The organism is Paenibacillus sp. PK1-4R (assembly GCF_030369595.1).
Lineage (GTDB): Bacteria > Bacillota > Bacilli > Paenibacillales > Paenibacillaceae > Paenibacillus.
The window spans coordinates 3262821-3280456 of sequence record NZ_CP126535.1 but is presented as its reverse complement, the minus strand read 5'-3'; the positions used below and the strand labels follow the sequence as shown (position 1 = coordinate 3280456).

The following is a 17636-nucleotide window of genomic DNA, read 5'->3' as shown; positions in this document are numbered from 1 at the left end:
GCTGTCCGTATGGCCTTAACTTCCTGGTGAAGTGGTCAAAATTATCTGCTGGAAAGCTCTAATTCATATTGATAAATTAACTTCCCAAAATCACAGGTCTTACACTATCAGACGTTGAAAAAAAAATCAAGCAATTATCAAAAATTATTTTTTTGACCGGATTACGACTTGGAATGAAATTGATATCCCTCGAAGACTTTCAAGCCCTCTGTATTAAGTAATTCCCCTGTTACTTCAGGCTTTTGAGGACTTTTGTCAAATACTCCTTCACACGCGATCATGATGTTGCCACCAGCAATTTCCGCTAATTGATCATGGGCCGAATGGTTCGTTTCCTTCTTTGCGAGCTTGCAGAGCAATCTCAATGGTTTTATGCATAAAAAACTCATCTTTATTCATATAGTTTACCTCTACAACAAAAAATTATGTACTCATTTTATCCTTCACATTAAGGATCGTTCAATGACACGGCTAACCTCTATTCATTCCATTCTATCATCAATACAAATAAAGAGTATGACGAAAATTCGTCATACTCAGTGAGTCATACTAAGTTCATCTATTAAAATTTAACAGGCAAAGATGCCAATCCTTGTGATGACAAAGCAGAGTGCCAATGAATCTCTTCCTGAGGAATGCTGAGCTGAAGATCCGGTAGCCGACGTAAAAGCGTAGTAAACGCCACGTCCCCTTCTACACGAGCAAGTGGAGCGCCAAGACACATATGGATGCCGTGTCCAAAGGCCAAATGCCGTTTTATTTTGCGTTCAATATCCAATTCTTCTGGATCAGTGAATTGGTGCTCGTCCCGATTCGCTGATTTCAGAAGGGGAATCACAACATCTCCCTTTTGAATTAATTGTCCATCCAACTCCGTGTCCTGTGTTGCATAACGAGGACCTGAAGAAGTGGCGGGTCCGTTATATCGTAGCAACTCCTCCACTGCAGAAGGAACCAGATTCAGATCTTGTTTCAGTTGTTCCAGTTGTTCGGGATGTGTCAGAAGAAGATAAGAGCCGGTTGCAATCAGATTGGAAGTTGTCTCATGCCCAGCAAATATTAATAACGTGATCATGGATATTAATTCATCTTCATTCAATCGATCACCCTCCTCCTCAATCGCAATTAATTGACTGATGAGGTCATCAGAAGGTTCTACTCGTTTGTTCGCCACAAGCTGTGAGGTGTACTCTGCAAATGATCGCAAGTGCTGCGCTACTGCAGGGTCCTGTTTACCAAAACCAAGACCTTTTGCAATGGCTTCAGACCATACATGGATTTGAGGTCGGTCTTCCTGAGGTATACCCAACATCTCGGAAATAACGTTGATTGGGAAAGGATAGGCATAGTCTTTTACAAGATCCATCTCTCCTTTTCCTTCGAATTGGTCAATCAACTCATCGGCAATTTCCTGGACGCGTGGACGCAGGCTTTCCATATATCTTGGAGTGAATGCTTTGGAAACCAGGCTACGCAGTCTACGGTGATCCGGTTCATCAACAAAGAGCATCGACTTTCCGGTAAAAAAAGTCTGGGGTTCCGACGAACCAAGCTCGCCTGAGAGATTCTTTCGAATATCATTGCCACTATCAATAGAGTTCATATCTACCGTAAATCGAGAGTGATCTTTCAGCACTTCCATGGCAACGTCCATCCGAGTTACAATCCAGGTTCGCCCTGCTCCACCCATTGGATTAGGTATAGGAACAACGGAACCTTTGGCACGCATCTGTGCAAACATGGCAAATGGATCTTTACTATTTTCTTCGCTAAATAAATTAAATTCTACTTTTTCTGAGGTCTGGTTATTCGAATGATTCATTATAATCTTCCTTTCGAAGTGAAGTTATTCAAATCTATGGAAATATATGTTCATTTCGATTATATACTACTAGTCTATTTATTTTCAAATATTATAGATTTAACGGCAGTAAACAACTGTTATAACACTATTTCATTTATATACGATTAGTATAATATTTATAATTACAAGCATAAAAAGTATAAAAAAAGAGGTCGGCTATTAGCCAACCCCCATATTAATTACGTTGTTTCACCAGTTCCAAATACCACCAACAGGCTTCGGTCACTCTATTGGCTTCCGATTGAAACGCACTGGATTTGTACTCTTTGTGAAACGCTTGAAGTACCACTTCGATTACAGGAATATTTAAATCCTCTTGATCCTGTAATAACGCTAAAAGCCCCTTCGAAAGTTGCTTCAATGCTGCAGATTCCTTGGATTTTTGAACACGGTTGTTGAACTCATCAAATTCGATCAATACATTATCGATGTCCAGACCCATATCATGGTTACGCTCATCGGCATTCAGGAAATAGAGAGACTGAAAGTCGAAAATATGTTCATTTCTCTGGTGCATTGTTCTTAGGATCACTTCAATGTACGTTAGTACTTTTGGAACCACTTCGCTCCATACCGGTTTTTGCGTATTTAGACTTCTTGATGTGTTGGCAATCTGATGTAATATGCCATAGCACAATATTGCCCCTTCGTTGGCATATAAGCTAATATCGTTTCCGTACACCTGAATCAGGCGTGTGGACAGCCATTTTAGGTGAACTGTAGCCAGTTTGGCTGAGTTGATCTCCCCGGAATAAAAGCCCGTCCAATATAATTCCCATACTCGCTCTTTATTAGGTACAGACATAGGAATCGCAATCTGGTCTACGAGCAGATCATAATCCGATGTATAGTGATTTTGTTCAAGTTCTTTGCGAATGAAAACATCCTCTTGCATGCGCTGATCAATAATCGAATATAAACAGTCTTCTTTGGAACTGAAGAATTTGTAGAATGTGCCTTTGGATACACCTGATTGATCCAGGATCATCTGGATTGTTGTATTTGCATAGCTATGCTCTAAAAATAGTGCAAGTGCTGTTTCCAATAAACTTTGTTTACGACTACTCATGTCTCGTTATCGCCCCAAGTTTTTCTATTGATTTTAACACTCATTCCTCAGGAGTTGAAGTATTGATTCGCACTATAGCCATCATATAAAATAATTGCACAATGAGTAAATTTGCACAATGGGCAACTTGTTGATATGATAAACCTCACAAAGTGCATATTCAGTAAGTGTGCTCTTCTTAAAAAGAATTAAACCATAGTCATTGGTGTTGGAGGTGAACGCATAAGCGGAGAATAATGATTAAAAGAAACTTGCGACATTTGAAGAAAGAAGCCACTGAAAAAGCACTTGCTGGTGCTGCATTTGAACTTACCCTTGAACATGGGCTTGATGGCTTTACGGTCGAAGATATCGTGCATCAGGTGGGTTGTTCACGTAGAACATTTGCAAACTACTTCACATGTAAAGAGGAAGCCGTAGCAAGAGGTGCAATATCCGTTCAGAATACAACGGAACTCGAAGAGTTACTTACCGAAATGCCCGACAACGTCTCCTTGCTTGACGTACTGTATAACCTGATCAAGATGCAGCTTACAACAGAACTAATTGGAAGGCTTCATCAGCTGCTCTCACTATCCCAGACTTATCCTGTGCTTGAACCGCATTACCTTGGAGCCATGCACCGGATGCAGACGCAGGCACAAGATACCTTATTAGACTTATCTAACGGGAAATATGACGAGATCTATACTTATCTTCTGATTAACGCACTATATGGATCGATACTGCCATTAATTGATGGAAGACTCAATGTGTTGCTGCCCGGACAAGTCATGACTGAAGATACCAAGCCCGGCGCTTTAACCTTCGATCAATTTTTGGAAACCACGTTTAATCATTTACGGGCAGGATTCGAACATGCCAACCATCCACATTCATCATAGAGGGAGTGTAAAATAGAGAAATGTCTACATTATTATACAGAGTGGGGAAAACCGCTTTTAGCAAACCTGCCTACTTCATCATTGGCTGGGTTTTAATTCTGGGAATTGTCATCTCCATGATCAGCATCAATGGTATTCACATCAGTTCTGAAATGAAGATTGAAGGCACAGAGTCACAGAAGGTTCTGGATCAATTGGCAAAAGAACTGCCAGCCGCCTCCGGCGGTCAAGGAAGTGTTGTGTTCAAAGCTCCAGACAGCGAGCGTTTGGATACGCCTGAACGTTTGGCGGCCATGATGAAAGGTGTTAATGAAGTTTACGGATTAGACAAAGTCATTAACCCCGCGGACTATGCAGCTGAAGCAGGTAATTCGGGTGCTCAGGCGGAAATGGCTCAGAATGCTCAGGCTACTGATACGGCGCAATCCGCAACAACCACGCCTCCTCCCTATGGACCTTTGATGGTGGATGGTGTTCCTGTACCTGGAATGCTGATCTCTTCGGACGGCAGTATTGCACTGTTCCAGTTCCAATTTACAATTGAGCAGTCTGCCATAACACAGGATGTATTTGATTCCGTTATTCAATCTGTTATGACGGTAGAGCAAGGAACCAATATTAAGGTGCTGCCGGGCGAAACGCTCAAAACGGTATCGATTGGAGTCGGCTCGGCAGAGATTGTCGGACTGGTCATTGCTGTCATTGTATTGCTGATCACCCTTGGCTCCGTTGTTGCAGCAGGTCTACCTCTGATCACTGCACTCCTCGGTGTTGCCATTGGAGTTGGTGGTGCGTTCTCCATCTCCAAATTCATCGAAATGCCTAGTGTCACTTCCGTCCTAGCTCTCATGGTTGGATTGGCTGTCGGAATCGATTACGCTCTCTTCATTGTTAATCGTCAACGTCGAATGATTATTGATCAGGGCTTGAGTGCAAAAGAAGCAACAGCAAGAGCCATTGGCACATCGGGCAGCGCAGTGTTTTTTGCCGGATTAACCGTCATTATTGCACTGTGCGGTATGCTTGTCATCGGTCTCACATTCTTGTCTACGATGGCTTTGGTCGCAGCTGCCACCGTACTCATCAACGTATTCGTTGCTTTAACCCTGTTGCCAGCTTTACTCGGATTGGTAGGAGAACGCATCTGTTCCGCCAAAGCTCGTGAGAAAAGCACGAAACATCCTAAATCCACTAGCCGCGGAGTCGCGGACAGATGGGTGAAATTCGTTATCAAAAATCGTTGGGCTACCATTATCGCCATCATCGTCATTCTTGGTTTTGCCGCGACGCCGATTACCAAAATGGAAATGGGTATCCCTGGCGCTTCCTCAGCGAATCTGGATACAACAGCAAGACAAAGCTATGATGCCATCTCCGAAGGCTTCGGAGAAGGATTTAACGGGCCACTTATTCTGGTCGCAGAGCCTAATCAATCATCCGCAAAAGTTACACCGGAACTCTTGGGCGGTCTGGTGATGGAACTCCAAGGACAGAATAACGTTGCACAAGTCACACCGCTTGGTATGACAGAAGATTTAGCTATTTTCAGTCTCATTCCAAAAACGGGTCCTAACGATAATCTCACTAAAACACTGGTCACTGATCTACGCGCGGCTGATTCCAGCATCGCACAGACCTATGATGTGAAACTTGGAGTTACTGGACTTACAGCTGTAAACATCGATATGTCAGCCAAACTGGCGCAGGTGTTCCCTATTTATGTAGGTATCATAATCTTGCTCTCGCTGATCATCCTGTTACTCGTTTTCCGTTCGATCATCGTTCCCATCAAAGCAACAATTGGTTTCCTGCTTAGTATCCTGGCTACATTCGGGATCACAACTGCTGTATTCCAATGGGGCTGGCTGCATTCGCTCTTTGGTTTCGATACAGGCGGTCCGCTGCTGAGCTTTATGCCGATCATCGTGACAGGTATCCTGTATGGCCTGGCGATGGACTATCAAGTCTTCCTTGTTAGCTCCATGCGGGAATCCTATGTGCATGGTCATCGCGGGACTGAATCCGTTGTTCATGGATACAATCAGGTAAGTCGCGTGGTTGTTGCCGCAGCAGTGATTATGGTCTCTGTATTTGCAGGATTTATCTTCACTGATGATGTCATGATCAAGCAGATTGGTTTCACTTTGGCTGTAGGCATTCTGATTGATGCTTTCATTATCCGAATGGGATTGGTCCCTGCCATCATGGCTATTTTTGGAGACAAAGCTTGGGCACTTCCAAAATGGCTGGATCGCATTCTGCCAAACCTGGATGTTGAAGGCGAGAAGCTGATTGCTTCCCTGAATGCTGAAGAGCATGCCAACACGAAGTCTGGATTAAAATAATCCTACCAATAGAATGGTGATACCACGATTAATATCACGACTACATTCACCAATACAAAGACCTCCTCTGTTTTTATAAACAGGAGGTCTTTTTTCTTTTTCACATTTTATGCGGTTATGTCTTCAATATGGATAGTATAGGACGGGGATTTAGAAGCATTAACAAACGCCGCAAATAACTTTTGACTATAGTCATCTACTTTGTAGCTGTACTCTGGATGCCATTGCACAGCCAAAACAAATGAACGGTTTGGCATGACCACGGATTCGATGAGTCCATCTTCAGCGACAGCCACAGCAGTTAACTTATCCGACAACATTTTGATTCCCTGATGGTGATAACTGTTCACTTTTATCGTATCTGTTAGCAAAATATCGTATAGGATATTATTTTTCTCACTATGTACATTATGTACAAGATTCGTATACGGCGGACTTTGCTTATGATTAACGAACTTGTTCCCATGAAGTTGAAAACTAGTCGGAATGTCTTGATACAACGTTCCACCCAAAATAACGTTAAATAGCTGTAGTCCACGGCATATGCCAAAGGCAGGCTTATCAAGCTCAATTACCTTTTGTAATAATATCGACTCCATCATATCGCGCTCAATACACAACTCTCCACAGGTAACCTCTGCATGCTCATGATACAGCTCAGGATTGAGATCATGTCCCCCGGTGAACAGGAACCCATCGAACTGATTAGCCAGCGTTGCTATGATCTCGGTATCCGTTGTCAAAGGCAGCATAATTGGAATCCCACCTGCTCCTTCTATCGCGTTCATATATTCTGGAAGCATCCAGTAACTTTTTTTGTCAGTATCATATAAAGGCAGTACACCGATCATGGGCTTTTTCATGGCTTTACCTCCCAGCTTTTCATTCATTTTATCAGATCTCTTCATTTATAAATTCACTGAATTATTGCATTATCCTACCTCTATCATCTACGAACCCGTTTCATCCGGAATGCTGGAAAACTAAAAAAAACAAACAAAGCCGCATAAAAGCGACTTTGTTTGTACTTACAAATACCACGGATATGGATTCATCTGATTAGTTTAAACATCATCTCATCTAAGCTGCTTTTACAGTGGTTGTTTCGTCTGAATTCACTTGGATGAAACGCTGGCATATCAGGGTAACGACAAAAGCCAACAAGGCAAGCATCACAGCAACTGGAGGCACCCACTGGACACCACCCATATTGACGGCAATTCCCCCGACGCCGGATCCTAACGCTATACCCACATTGGCCGCCACAGGCAACAGTGTAGATGCAAATGCTTTGGACCCCGGCGCGATCGCCCCTGACACATCAAACAAATATAACTGGGATGCCGCGCTCATGGAGGATGACAGACATCCAATCAGGAACAGAAAAGCCAAGCCGATCCACAGATTGGTAACGGTAAAACTCAGCCCTAGGAAGATGATGGCTTGAATTACGAAAAGTCGCTTGAGCTTGGGCAGGAAGTCACCCTTGGCTATTTTGGCACCAATCCAGTTACTCAGGATACTGCAGGCTCCATAGATCAGAAGTATGGCACTAATCCATTGTACTGGCACACCCATCGTCTCACTCAGGAGTGGCGTAATGTACGTAAAAACGACGAAAATACAGCTGTTTCCCAGTACAGGGATCAGACAGGCAAGCAATATGCGTGGCTTCACAAAGAGAGACATCTGATCACTGAACGAACCGGCAATCGTAGTTGTTTGGCGTGGCAGAATACGGAACATGAACAGCAATGGTACAACACCTATGCACGCCGTAACAACAAACGTCATGGACCAGCTTAGATGTTGTCCGATAAATGTACCGAGTGGAACACCTAGCACATTTGCAATTGAAAATCCGCCCAAAATCCAGGCAATAGCTTCCCCTCTTCGCTCCCGGTTCACTGCGTCACTTACGATTGAGATCGAGAGTGATATCGTAAGTCCACAAGCAACAGCCGAAACAATACGAATGGCCATTAGAGAATAAAACGTTGTTGAGAACACGGTCAACAGATTTAATGCTAGGACGATTGCAAATCCAATCAATATGGAACTTCTTCTGGATATTTTGGCCAAGAAGGCTACAGCAAACGGTGTACCCACCGCGTATGCAATCGCAAAACCGGAGACAAGCATACCCGCGGCAGCAAGCGATATCTTCATGTAACTTTCAATTTCTTTCAACACACCCACAATGACATACTCGGTTGTTCCCAGTACAAAGCTAACGAGCGTAAGCGTTAAAATAAGCAGGTTCTCTCTATTTCTAGTCATAAATCAATTCTCACTAATCCTTTCCAATGTTGCAAGCGCTTCAATTCTGTCTACGATCATTAATTCATGTATTTTCTGCTTTCCCATCCCTCCACTTTCGATATATAGTACATTTTGGATAGTGAAATTGTACTGTCAGATACGCCATGCCGACAATCAAGGTTGTTGTGGTTTTGTTCCAAAACATTATATATGTTGTCATTTCAGCACAGACTTTCATTACATATTTTGAAGGGAAGACATAGATGAATACACATCACGAACCCGTCCAACTGCATCCAAATCGAGATTGCACCATTATTTATGTAGGCAAACTGGCCGACAATCCCCATTGGAGCTTTCCGACTCATAAACATGACGATCTGCATGAGATTATCTACGTAACTGAAGGCAAAGGATTGTTCACCATTGACGGCACCAAACACTGGGCTCAAAAAGGTGACATGCTCATTTATAATAAGGGTACTCTTCACGAGGAAAAGTCCAATCCTGAATTCCCGTTATCCACCTTTTATTGCGGCTTTCGTTTTACAGAAGGCACTCACACCCTTGGGGATTGGGTCATCCCTCCCTCTAACAAACCGATCATTCGAGCAAACCGATATTCCGATGAGCTCCATTCGTTAATGCAGACTCTCTTCAATGAATTTTCAATCCGGGAACATGGTTATGAATCTATCTCTGGGCATGTCCTGAAAGCCATACTTCTGATCATCGATCGGCAGTCCCGTCAACAGCATCCTATTGGGGAGCGTAATGGGAGTAACAACCTTGCTGAGAGCATTAAAGACTATTTGGATACCAACTATCGTCAAAACATTAAACTTAAAGAATTAGCAGATCAATTTCATATCGATTTTTATTACTTAATTCATATGTATAAAAATCACTATGGCACTTCTCCCTATCATTACCTGATTCAACGAAGAATGGGGGAAGCTACCCGATTATTAGTATCAACCAACAAAAAAATATGGGAAATCGCCAAACTGGTCGGTTACGATAACCCCAATTACTTTACGATTTTATTTACCAAAACGGTTGGTGAATCACCACGAAGTTTCCGAAAAAAGAATCAAAAGGATATGTTTGGGGATGAGGCATCACATTCTTACTAATCCCTCCACACGCAAAAAGACGCTCCATTTGGAGAGCGCCTTTTGCTTAACACGTTTCCTTACATTTACTTACTTCTACTCTAGAGCTTAAACCGGCGAACCAACTCTTGCATGTTCTCAGCTGTTTTGGATAGCTGTGCAGAGGATGCAGATATCTCCTCCATTGCCGCCATTTGCTCTTGGGCTGCTGCTGAAGTTGTCTGAGCGCTATCTGCCGACACTTTAGAGATATGACTCATCGCGGCAACTGTAGCCGAGACTTCTTCCGTGCTGGCTGACAACTGTTCGGAGACAGCGGAAATATCCTGAATTTGATCCACGATATGAGCTGTATATTGTTCAATGTTGGATATGGTTGCGGAAGCTTCTTGGCTGATCCGCATTCCCTCACCAACTTGATTGCGAACTTTATCATTCATAAGGGACGTGGATTTTGCAATCAGATCGAGCATTTTGCCAATGGTAGCACCAATGTCGTCCGCACTCTGTTTGGATTGCATGGATAACGTGCGCACCTCACCAGCAACGACAGCAAAACCTTTACCGTGTTCTCCTGCTCTTGATGCTTCAATAGAGGCATTCATTGATAGAAGGTTGGTTTGCCGAGAGATATCCGCAATCGCTTCATTCATTCGATTGGCTTCGGCGGATAGACTGGACAGCTCGTTAATCAATGCCGAGGTTTCTTCAACAGCTCCGAGGATGTGTTCCATTTGTTCTCCGACCTGGTTTATGGTTTTTCCACCATTAGCAACAGCGCGCTCCGTCTCTTCAGCCGAATCAACGATGGCACTCGCAGATTCTGCAATTGTACTGATGCCTCTCGCCATCTCTTCTACGGCGTTTGCTGTTTGTACCGAATTTTCCGCCCCAACGATAGCTGATTCAGCAGTCTGGTGCATCGTTTCCGCCACATGTTGAACCGATTGGGTGGTTTGTTCTGTACTTTCCTGAATCATTTGGGAAGAGTGGCTTAACAACGATGACGTCTGATGAAGTTCAGCAACCACCGATTGAAGGGAACTGGTCATTTGGTCAAAATCATTTGCCAATATACCAAATTCGTTTTCGGTTTTAAGATTCACTCGTTCCGACAGATTCCCTTCGCTTACACTGCGGGTGGCCTTTCGCAGTTTTTGCATAGGTACAATAAAAGATCTCAGAATGAAGAAAATAATTACACCGGCAATCAATACAGATACAGCAATGACCGTTAGACTCGACACCATGATGGGTTTCGCTGCGACGATAAAATCTTCATGGCCCATCAAAGCAATGACATTCCACCCCGTCAAAGCATTAACACCGTTATAAACCTCTAGATCATACGCCAGATCTGTTCTGACAAATTGAGAAAATGCCATCGGCTCATCGGAACTTGAAGCCGTATTTGGATGAACTGGAATTCCCTCGATGAGCGCTCCGCCGAGTTCTCCTCCGCCACCTTTTACAATGGCACCAGACCAAGCTGCGATGGTTCGATTGGAGTCAACCACAATCAGGCTCCCATTACCTCCTACATCCACATTCGATATTTCATTTGCTAATCGCTCCAGATCAAGTTTAATACTTGCTACACCTTGAGCATCTGAAAGAGCCTTTGAAATCTCTACATAAATCTTCGCGGATACCGGATCTTTCATAATACTCGAAAAATAGAGTGATCCATTGTTACTTATACCATTGGTGTACCATTCTGTGCTGCGTGGATCAAATGTTGCATCCTCTACTGCTGGAGAAGATATAACACTGCCTTGGTCGTTGCTTACGGTAATGGCAAGAATATCAGGATATGTATCAGCTAACTGGTCGATTCCTACTTGTAGTGCTTCGTTGTTCGCCTGACTGGGATCGGAGCCATACATGCTGTCTATGTAACTCAATAATTCTGCTTTTTCCCCCACCAGATTGTTAATATGTTGTCCGGTCATCGTTAATATGGTATTGATGGGATCTGTCATTTTTTGTTGTACCTGATCTTTAGCACTATGATATGAGAAATAACCGATAAGTGCAGTAGGAATAATAAGTACCGCGAGGAAAGCTGCAATGAGTCTAGTGCTCATTAATCGTAAACCGGCTCCTCCTCTCTTATAAAATGACCTTTTTTTCTTTTCCTTTTTCAATTTCAATCTTCCTCTCTTTATTCATTTTTGGTAGAATCAATCGGCCAGTAAACGCAAAAAAACCCATATATATGCACACCCAAAGAAACTTTGAGCATGTATATACATAGGTATTGCCTGAATGAATTCAGTAACAAGCCGTATTTGTTTAGTATTATAGCATAAGTAAAAAGGGTTTGTTAACTATGATTGGGTCTTTATACCAGACATCTGTTGTTTATAATCCGTAGGACTTAGCCCCGTATACTCTTTGAACACCTTCGAGAAATAGTGCTGATCGCTAAACGACAGCAAATCGGATACCTCCTTAAACTTCATGTCCGGTTGACTTTCCATCAGTCTGCAGGCTTCCTGAATGCGAAGCTGGGTGTAATACTGAACAAACGTAATTTGGGTTGCATTTTTGATCACTCTGCTGACGTACGACGGGCTAACGTGAAACTTCATGGCAATGTCGTTGATAGACAATGGAGAGTATTTATTTAGTTTTACGTAATCGTCAATCTGTTCGAACAGGATCGCCTTGCTTTTTCGAACGTGGGATTGCAGCATATCGAAGCACTGTCCCGTCCATTCCGTCATTTCTCGGCAAAAATCGGCATAGGACTGTGCATGGGCGAATTGTCTTGACCGAAGCTCCAGACCCAATCTCATGCCCGACCCCTGTTCTTCGTAGAGATGAGCAAACGTGTCTACAATCAATCCGATAAACCGCTCCACCTCGGTCATATGTACATTTTCCTCTGCCCATCGATTCAGCAATTCAGATAACTTAAGAACAAACCGTTCTTTCTGCCGAGCCTGTATCATCTGTACAAAAGCAGATTCCTGCACCGGATCCAGACAGCCTGTCTCAGATCTGGCCATCGACACCGGATTCCCGGTATCCAGCACTATTCCTTGTTTCAACCGTTGCTGCTCAGACAAAATGGACGACATGCGGTGATAGAGCTCCGGCAGATTACCAGACTCAGCGAATAGAAGTTGTCCTCCAATGATCGCATCGATGTCATGCGCAACCAAATGCCGTCGCAACGATTCAAGACATTCATGTACGGAAGAGTACACCTCAAGTGCACTCTTGTTAACAAAAGCAACAAATTGATATGGGGTTTGACTGGTGTACACACGACAAGGATGGAATGCAAAAAAATCCTGCACTATGCCCTCAAGTTCCACCTGTACCCAGCGTTCATGCCCTGCGGTAAAAGGCTGTTTGCTCATAATGATCATCATCTGGCTGAATAAAGGCGGAAACTCCTCCCCCTGTTTCGGCGTAGTCTCACATTGGGGATGAATGATTTCCTGCAAATCCAGCAGTTCCTTGGACATCTGTTGATCAAGTTGGTCAATTACCCGACCCATGACTTCTTCAAGCGCCTCTCGCTCGACAGGTTTTAACAAATAGTCAAACACTTGCAGGTTCAATGCTTTTCTTGTGTATTCAAAATCGCTGTAACCGCTAATCAAGATGACCTTCAGATCCGGATTGGCAATTTTGGCTTGCTCAATCAGGGACAGGCCATCCATTTTTGGCATTCGAATATCTGTCAACAGCAGATCAATCGGTGACTGCTTTATCGCTGCCAAAGCTTCCTCTCCATTCGTTGCCGTAGCCGCTACACGAATCGGGAAGTTGAGCGTTTCCAAGAGCATTTTAATATTACGTAATATCGGTTTGCTATCCTCAACGATCATAACGTTATACATCGCCTATGCCTCCTAGTTAGTAAAAATCCTTTGTCAGTGAGCCGATGATTTGAATTGTTGCTCCATGTTGCTCTTCCGCATGATTGTTAAATATATTAATAAAGAGCCGGTTGTTATACATTAGTTTGAGTCGATTGACACTGTTGATAATCCCCATGTTACCAAGGGCTGTGGCACCATCGGCCGTCTGGTTCATTCCGGAAGCCGATGCCTGAATATTGGCTAAAATCTCCTGGATCTTATCCGGTGGAAACCCCTCTCCGTTATCCTTGATCTCCAAAGCCCATAATCCGTTATATTGCTTCACGGTAATCTGAATACGCCAAGGCGGCGCGGTGTTGGCAAAGGCATGTTCGATACAATTTTCCACAAACGGCTGAATAACCAACCGTGGCAACCGGATTTCGTTCGCCAGCTCGTCAGCATGGATGTCCCATTCCAGATCCTCTTCGTACTTTTGTTGTACAAGGGACAAATAATGTCTTGTATGTTGAAGCTCCTCAGCCAATGTCACATGCGCGTATGGTGAAGAGACAATATAACGCAGACTGTCCGAGAGATGTTTGCACATATCCGATACAACTTTGGTCTTCCCCTCTTGGGCGGCAATACTGATCAGGTATAGAACATTATGAATAAAATGAGGTGCAATCTGGGCTTGCAGCGCCGAATTACGCGCCTTTACTTCTTCATGAAGCGCCGATTTTTCCCGGTCAATGGATTGTTGCAGTCGCTCCATCAGATCCTGAAAGGCTTCATTCAGTAATAAAAGATCGTTATTCTTGGGCGTTTCATCCACTTTCAGATTCATATTGCTGTAGTTCATGCGCCAGATCTGACCGCGGAGCTTGCGGATGGGTAACAGCAGGTTACGTGTCGACAGGAAGATATACACAAATGAAACCAGCATCAGTGCTGTAATCAGCAGAATGGACATCGTCTGAACCGAATGGATCGAGCCCAGAACGGATTTTTTTGGCGTTATGATATACGTGATCCAACCTGTATTGGGTGAAGTGGAATGTGTGATATAATTATTGTCTTTGTCCACATCTAGTCCCTCGTCTGATGAAGGTTTCGTCCAATTGGCAAATGTCACACCGTCTGCCGTGCCTGTCATCTGCTCCCCATGTTCATTCAGAATATAGACATCCCCTGCTGTGATACCTTCCGTAAGGTTCTGTATATAGGCCTGTTCCATCTGAATGCTAAGATAACCGTACACCTTGCCGTTCTGATCATTAATCGTGCGCACAAAGGAGATGGTATCGTCTTGGCGCAGCAGAACAAAACCATTTTCCATCCAATCTCGTCCGATCTGACTACTCTCCATCATGGTGTTCAGGATTGCGGGAGGATTGCCCGAACCCAGATATGACGTCAAGAGAACGCCTTGCTTATCATAGATGGACATGTCCTTGATATTCATGCTCGGCCCGATGGCTTGGAACATGATGTCTTTGATGATCCGAATCTGTTTCAGCCTTTCATAATTACTATGCGCTGAGGAGCTCTTGTCCATGGCCGCAAAAATATTTTTGCTGGATAATATTCGCTGCGACATCTGGTTCTGTTGCTCCACGTAGAGATCAACTTGCTCTCTTACCTTTGTAGCGGTCACGAGCGTATCCTGCTCCGTTTTCAGTTTGAGTGGGCGGACAACGATCACATTCACATAAACGATAAAACAGCCCAGCACAAACAAAAGCAGAGCCAGAAACGTCAAAAACACCTTTGTTTGCAAACTGAATTGAGTTGCTTTATGTATGAGCTTTGCCATTCTTAGAGGTGCCCTCCTGTTCTGACATGATGTGAAATCCCTTACATTCATGTCTACTCTATCACGGTACTTCATGAAATGATAGCGATTTCAAGTTCAGAATTTTACACATCAACGTTCAAGCACAGACATGTACCGGGGCGAGAAAAGAATCTATAATCGGACTTGTAAACGGATTCACTAAACGTTTTAGAGGGGGATTTGCATTGAAAACAATAAAAAGAAAAAAGGCGATTTCCATTATTCTGGCCAGTTTATTATCGGTCTCGTTAACGGCTTGTGGATCAGGAGGTACGGATTCCGGCACAGCTGCTGGCGGGGACAGCAAGAGTGGCAAAGTCACATTGGAGCTGGCCATCTCTAAAAGTTCTCAGGACTCTGCTTTCATCCAGCAGGACATTCTTGATGCATTCGAAAAACAAACGAACATTCGTGTCAATTTGCAGCTGATTCCAGCGGAACAAACAACAACGGTACTGCAAACCAAACTGGCTGTAGATGAAACGCCTGACATTATTCAGTACAATCTGGCGAGCGCAGTCACAGACCTGAACCTTGAACGTAACTTCGAGATTCTGGATAACGAGCCTTGGGCGAGCAGAATTGTGAACAAAGACGTCCTCTCTTCTGGTGGTCATCTCTACAGCTTCCATGTCAGCCAAGATACGGGGATGCAAGGGGTCGTTTATAACAAACAAATCTTTGAAGAACTCGGGTTATCGATTCCAACCAACTACGAAGAATTCCTAGCAATATGTGAAAAAATCAAAGCAAGTGGCATTACACCTGTATTCATGCCTTATAAAGATGCCTGGGCTGCCAACATCTGGCCTGCTGCAGCTTTTGCCGATTTTGTAGCCAAAAATGAACCGACTTTTTTTGATGAGTTGAACAGCAATAAGAAAAAATGGTCTGATATCCCGGAATTCAAAACATTCCTGGAACAACAATACGAGATTTACACCAAAGGGTACACCAACACGGATGTGCTTAGTGACAGCTATGACATGGCCGTAGGTAAATTCCTGAACAAGGAAGTTGCCATGATGTTTATGGGCGATTGGTTAATTGAAGGCGTTGCCGAGCAAGATCCAAATATGGAACTGGGCGTATTCCCGATTCCATCGTCGGATAATGCCAGTCTGGGTGCAAGTCCACTGGGCGGACAACTGTTCATTCCGAAGAAATCCAAACATCTGGATGAAGCCAAACAGTTCCTGGACTATATTGCTTCCAAGGATGTCGCACAACAGATCGTCGATTCCAAAGGATACGTATCCAATTTCAGTGACGTCACCACACCAGAATTGCCGGCTTACAAGCAGGATATTGTAGACAACTATATTACGCCGAAGAAAACCGTGCTGACAACGGATGCATACATGCTGGTTGATCGCAGCGAACTGTACCGATTGTTGCAGGATCAATTTGCAGGTGGATTGTCACCTGAAGAAGTGCTGAAATCCTGGGATGAGAAGTTCAGTCAGCTGATGCAGGATAAAGGTGTAGAAGGTTTCTAAAGAGTGAAATATAAGGCAGCATAACAGATCGACCGTTATGCTGCCTGGCTATAACGGAGTGTGAGACATGAAAAGGACTAAAAATCTGTACTCGTATTACATGATATTTCCCGCACTGATTATCTACTCCATCTTTTTTGTTGTGCCTGCTCTCGCCGCTTTCTATTATTCATTCACGGATTGGCGGCTGGATCGGCTGGAGCTGAAGTTCATTGGGTGGGATAATTTCCAGAAAATTTTCTCGGACAAAACGCTTATTCTAGCGCTGAAAAACACGGCGATATTTGCAATTGTCACCGTTGTTGGCAAAAATGTCATCGGCTTATTGCTGGCTGTAGGACTTAACATGCGATTAAGAACAAAGAACCTGCTGCGTGCGATCTTCTACTCCCCTTCCATTCTCAGCATCCTTGTGATCAGTATTCTGTTCACTCCCATGTTGCGTACCGAAGGTACAATCAACAATTTGTTGGAATCTGTAGGGTTACATTCATTAAGCCAAGCTTGGCTTACTAACCCCTCGATTGTGATCTGGACAATTGCCATCGTATCAATCTGGCAGAGCGCCGGGTTTCAGATGGCTATCTATCTGGCTGGTCTGCAGTCCATTTCTCAAGAATATTACGAAGCCGCCAAGATTGATGGCGCAAGTTCGTGGAGAAGTTTTTTCAAAATCACACTCCCACTCTTGCTGCCCGCGATTAACATTAACCTGATGCTGACATTGATCGGTGGACTCAAAGTGTTCTCCGAAGTATATGTCATGACCGGTGGTGGCCCGGGTAACGCTTCCCAGGTCGTAGGTACGATCATTCTGCGATCTTTCGGCGAAGGAAACTGGGGACTCGGTACCGCGGTCAACACACTTCTCTTCGTGGTCGTTACCATTATTGCTATACCGCTATTGATCTTCATGCGGCGTAAGGAGGTTACGGAATAA

General features: G+C 43.8%; 12 protein-coding genes. 5 read left to right on the top strand and 7 right to left on the bottom strand.

Going from position 1 to position 17636, the window contains the following annotated elements:
• Window positions 1-562: 562 nt before the first annotated feature.
• Window positions 563-1822 carry a cytochrome P450 family protein gene (locus tag QNO02_RS14330; RefSeq protein ID WP_289392512.1) on the bottom strand — a complete coding sequence of 420 codons (1260 nt, stop codon included), beginning with the start codon at window positions 1820-1822 and terminating at the stop codon, window positions 563-565.
• Between the two features lie 217 nt (window positions 1823-2039).
• Window positions 2040-2933, bottom strand: coding sequence for a TetR/AcrR family transcriptional regulator (locus tag QNO02_RS14325; RefSeq protein ID WP_091030609.1), 894 nt, complete (start codon window positions 2931-2933; stop codon window positions 2040-2042).
• 236 nt (window positions 2934-3169) lie between these two features.
• Between QNO02_RS14325 and QNO02_RS14320 the strand changes: the two genes are divergently transcribed.
• Entirely contained in the window at window positions 3170-3817 is a 648-nt protein-coding gene (locus QNO02_RS14320; protein ID WP_289392511.1) for a TetR/AcrR family transcriptional regulator, read from the top strand.
• Between the two features lie 20 nt (window positions 3818-3837).
• Entirely contained in the window at window positions 3838-6162 is a 2325-nt protein-coding gene (locus tag QNO02_RS14315; RefSeq protein ID WP_289392510.1) for an MMPL family transporter, read from the top strand.
• A gap of 107 nt (window positions 6163-6269) precedes the next feature.
• Here QNO02_RS14315 and QNO02_RS14310 read toward each other — a convergent pair whose 3' ends face one another.
• Window positions 6270-7025 carry a gamma-glutamyl-gamma-aminobutyrate hydrolase family protein gene (locus QNO02_RS14310; protein ID WP_289392509.1) on the bottom strand — a complete coding sequence of 252 codons (756 nt, stop codon included), beginning with the start codon at window positions 7023-7025 and terminating at the stop codon, window positions 6270-6272.
• Between the two features lie 217 nt (window positions 7026-7242).
• Window positions 7243-8442 carry an MFS transporter gene (locus tag QNO02_RS14305; RefSeq protein WP_289392508.1) on the bottom strand — a complete coding sequence of 400 codons (1200 nt, stop codon included), beginning with the start codon at window positions 8440-8442 and terminating at the stop codon, window positions 7243-7245.
• A gap of 245 nt (window positions 8443-8687) precedes the next feature.
• Here QNO02_RS14305 and QNO02_RS14300 point away from each other — a divergent pair, with 245 nt between their 5' ends.
• Window positions 8688-9560, top strand: a complete 873-nt coding sequence (locus tag QNO02_RS14300) for a helix-turn-helix transcriptional regulator (protein ID WP_249910725.1) — start codon at window positions 8688-8690, stop codon at window positions 9558-9560.
• 80 nt (window positions 9561-9640) lie between these two features.
• Here the strand turns inward: QNO02_RS14300 and QNO02_RS14295 are convergent, their stop codons facing one another.
• The 3 genes from QNO02_RS14295 to QNO02_RS14285 all read right to left on the bottom strand — a co-directional run bounded on the left by QNO02_RS14295 (window position 9641) and on the right by QNO02_RS14285 (window position 15176).
• Window positions 9641-11626, bottom strand: a complete 1986-nt coding sequence (locus tag QNO02_RS14295) for a methyl-accepting chemotaxis protein (RefSeq protein WP_289392507.1) — start codon at window positions 11624-11626, stop codon at window positions 9641-9643.
• 243 nt (window positions 11627-11869) lie between these two features.
• Window positions 11870-13396: a response regulator transcription factor gene (locus tag QNO02_RS14290; protein ID WP_289392506.1), complete on the bottom strand. Its 1527-nt coding sequence runs from the start codon at window positions 13394-13396 to the stop codon at window positions 11870-11872.
• 16 nt (window positions 13397-13412) lie between these two features.
• The gene (locus QNO02_RS14285) at window positions 13413-15176 is read right to left on the bottom strand and encodes a sensor histidine kinase (RefSeq protein ID WP_249910728.1); all 1764 of its coding nucleotides are present in this window, start codon (window positions 15174-15176) and stop codon (window positions 13413-13415) included.
• A 206-nt stretch (window positions 15177-15382) separates the two neighbouring features.
• Between QNO02_RS14285 and QNO02_RS14280 the strand changes: the two genes are divergently transcribed.
• Both QNO02_RS14280 and QNO02_RS14275 read left to right on the top strand, forming a co-directional pair.
• The gene (locus QNO02_RS14280) at window positions 15383-16696 is read left to right on the top strand and encodes an ABC transporter substrate-binding protein (protein ID WP_289392504.1); all 1314 of its coding nucleotides are present in this window, start codon (window positions 15383-15385) and stop codon (window positions 16694-16696) included.
• 67 nt (window positions 16697-16763) lie between these two features.
• On the top strand, window positions 16764-17636 hold the full coding sequence (locus QNO02_RS14275; protein WP_036670879.1) for a carbohydrate ABC transporter permease: 873 nt from the start codon (window positions 16764-16766) through the stop codon (window positions 17634-17636).

Coding starts and splice junctions, on each gene's coding strand:
- QNO02_RS14330 (WP_289392512.1), bottom strand. CDS start 1,822: ATGAATCATTCGAATAACCAGACCTCAGAAAAAGTAGAATTTAATTTA.
- QNO02_RS14325 (WP_091030609.1), bottom strand. CDS start 2,933: ATGAGTAGTCGTAAACAAAGTTTATTGGAAACAGCACTTGCACTATTT.
- QNO02_RS14320 (WP_289392511.1), top strand. CDS start 3,170: ATGATTAAAAGAAACTTGCGACATTTGAAGAAAGAAGCCACTGAAAAA.
- QNO02_RS14315 (WP_289392510.1), top strand. CDS start 3,838: ATGTCTACATTATTATACAGAGTGGGGAAAACCGCTTTTAGCAAACCT.
- QNO02_RS14310 (WP_289392509.1), bottom strand. CDS start 7,025: ATGAAAAAGCCCATGATCGGTGTACTGCCTTTATATGATACTGACAAA.
- QNO02_RS14305 (WP_289392508.1), bottom strand. CDS start 8,442: ATGACTAGAAATAGAGAGAACCTGCTTATTTTAACGCTTACGCTCGTT.
- QNO02_RS14300 (WP_249910725.1), top strand. CDS start 8,688: ATGAATACACATCACGAACCCGTCCAACTGCATCCAAATCGAGATTGC.
- QNO02_RS14295 (WP_289392507.1), bottom strand. CDS start 11,626: ATGAGCACTAGACTCATTGCAGCTTTCCTCGCGGTACTTATTATTCCT.
- QNO02_RS14290 (WP_289392506.1), bottom strand. CDS start 13,396: ATGTATAACGTTATGATCGTTGAGGATAGCAAACCGATATTACGTAAT.
- QNO02_RS14285 (WP_249910728.1), bottom strand. CDS start 15,176: ATGGCAAAGCTCATACATAAAGCAACTCAATTCAGTTTGCAAACAAAG.
- QNO02_RS14275 (WP_036670879.1), top strand. CDS start 16,764: ATGAAAAGGACTAAAAATCTGTACTCGTATTACATGATATTTCCCGCA.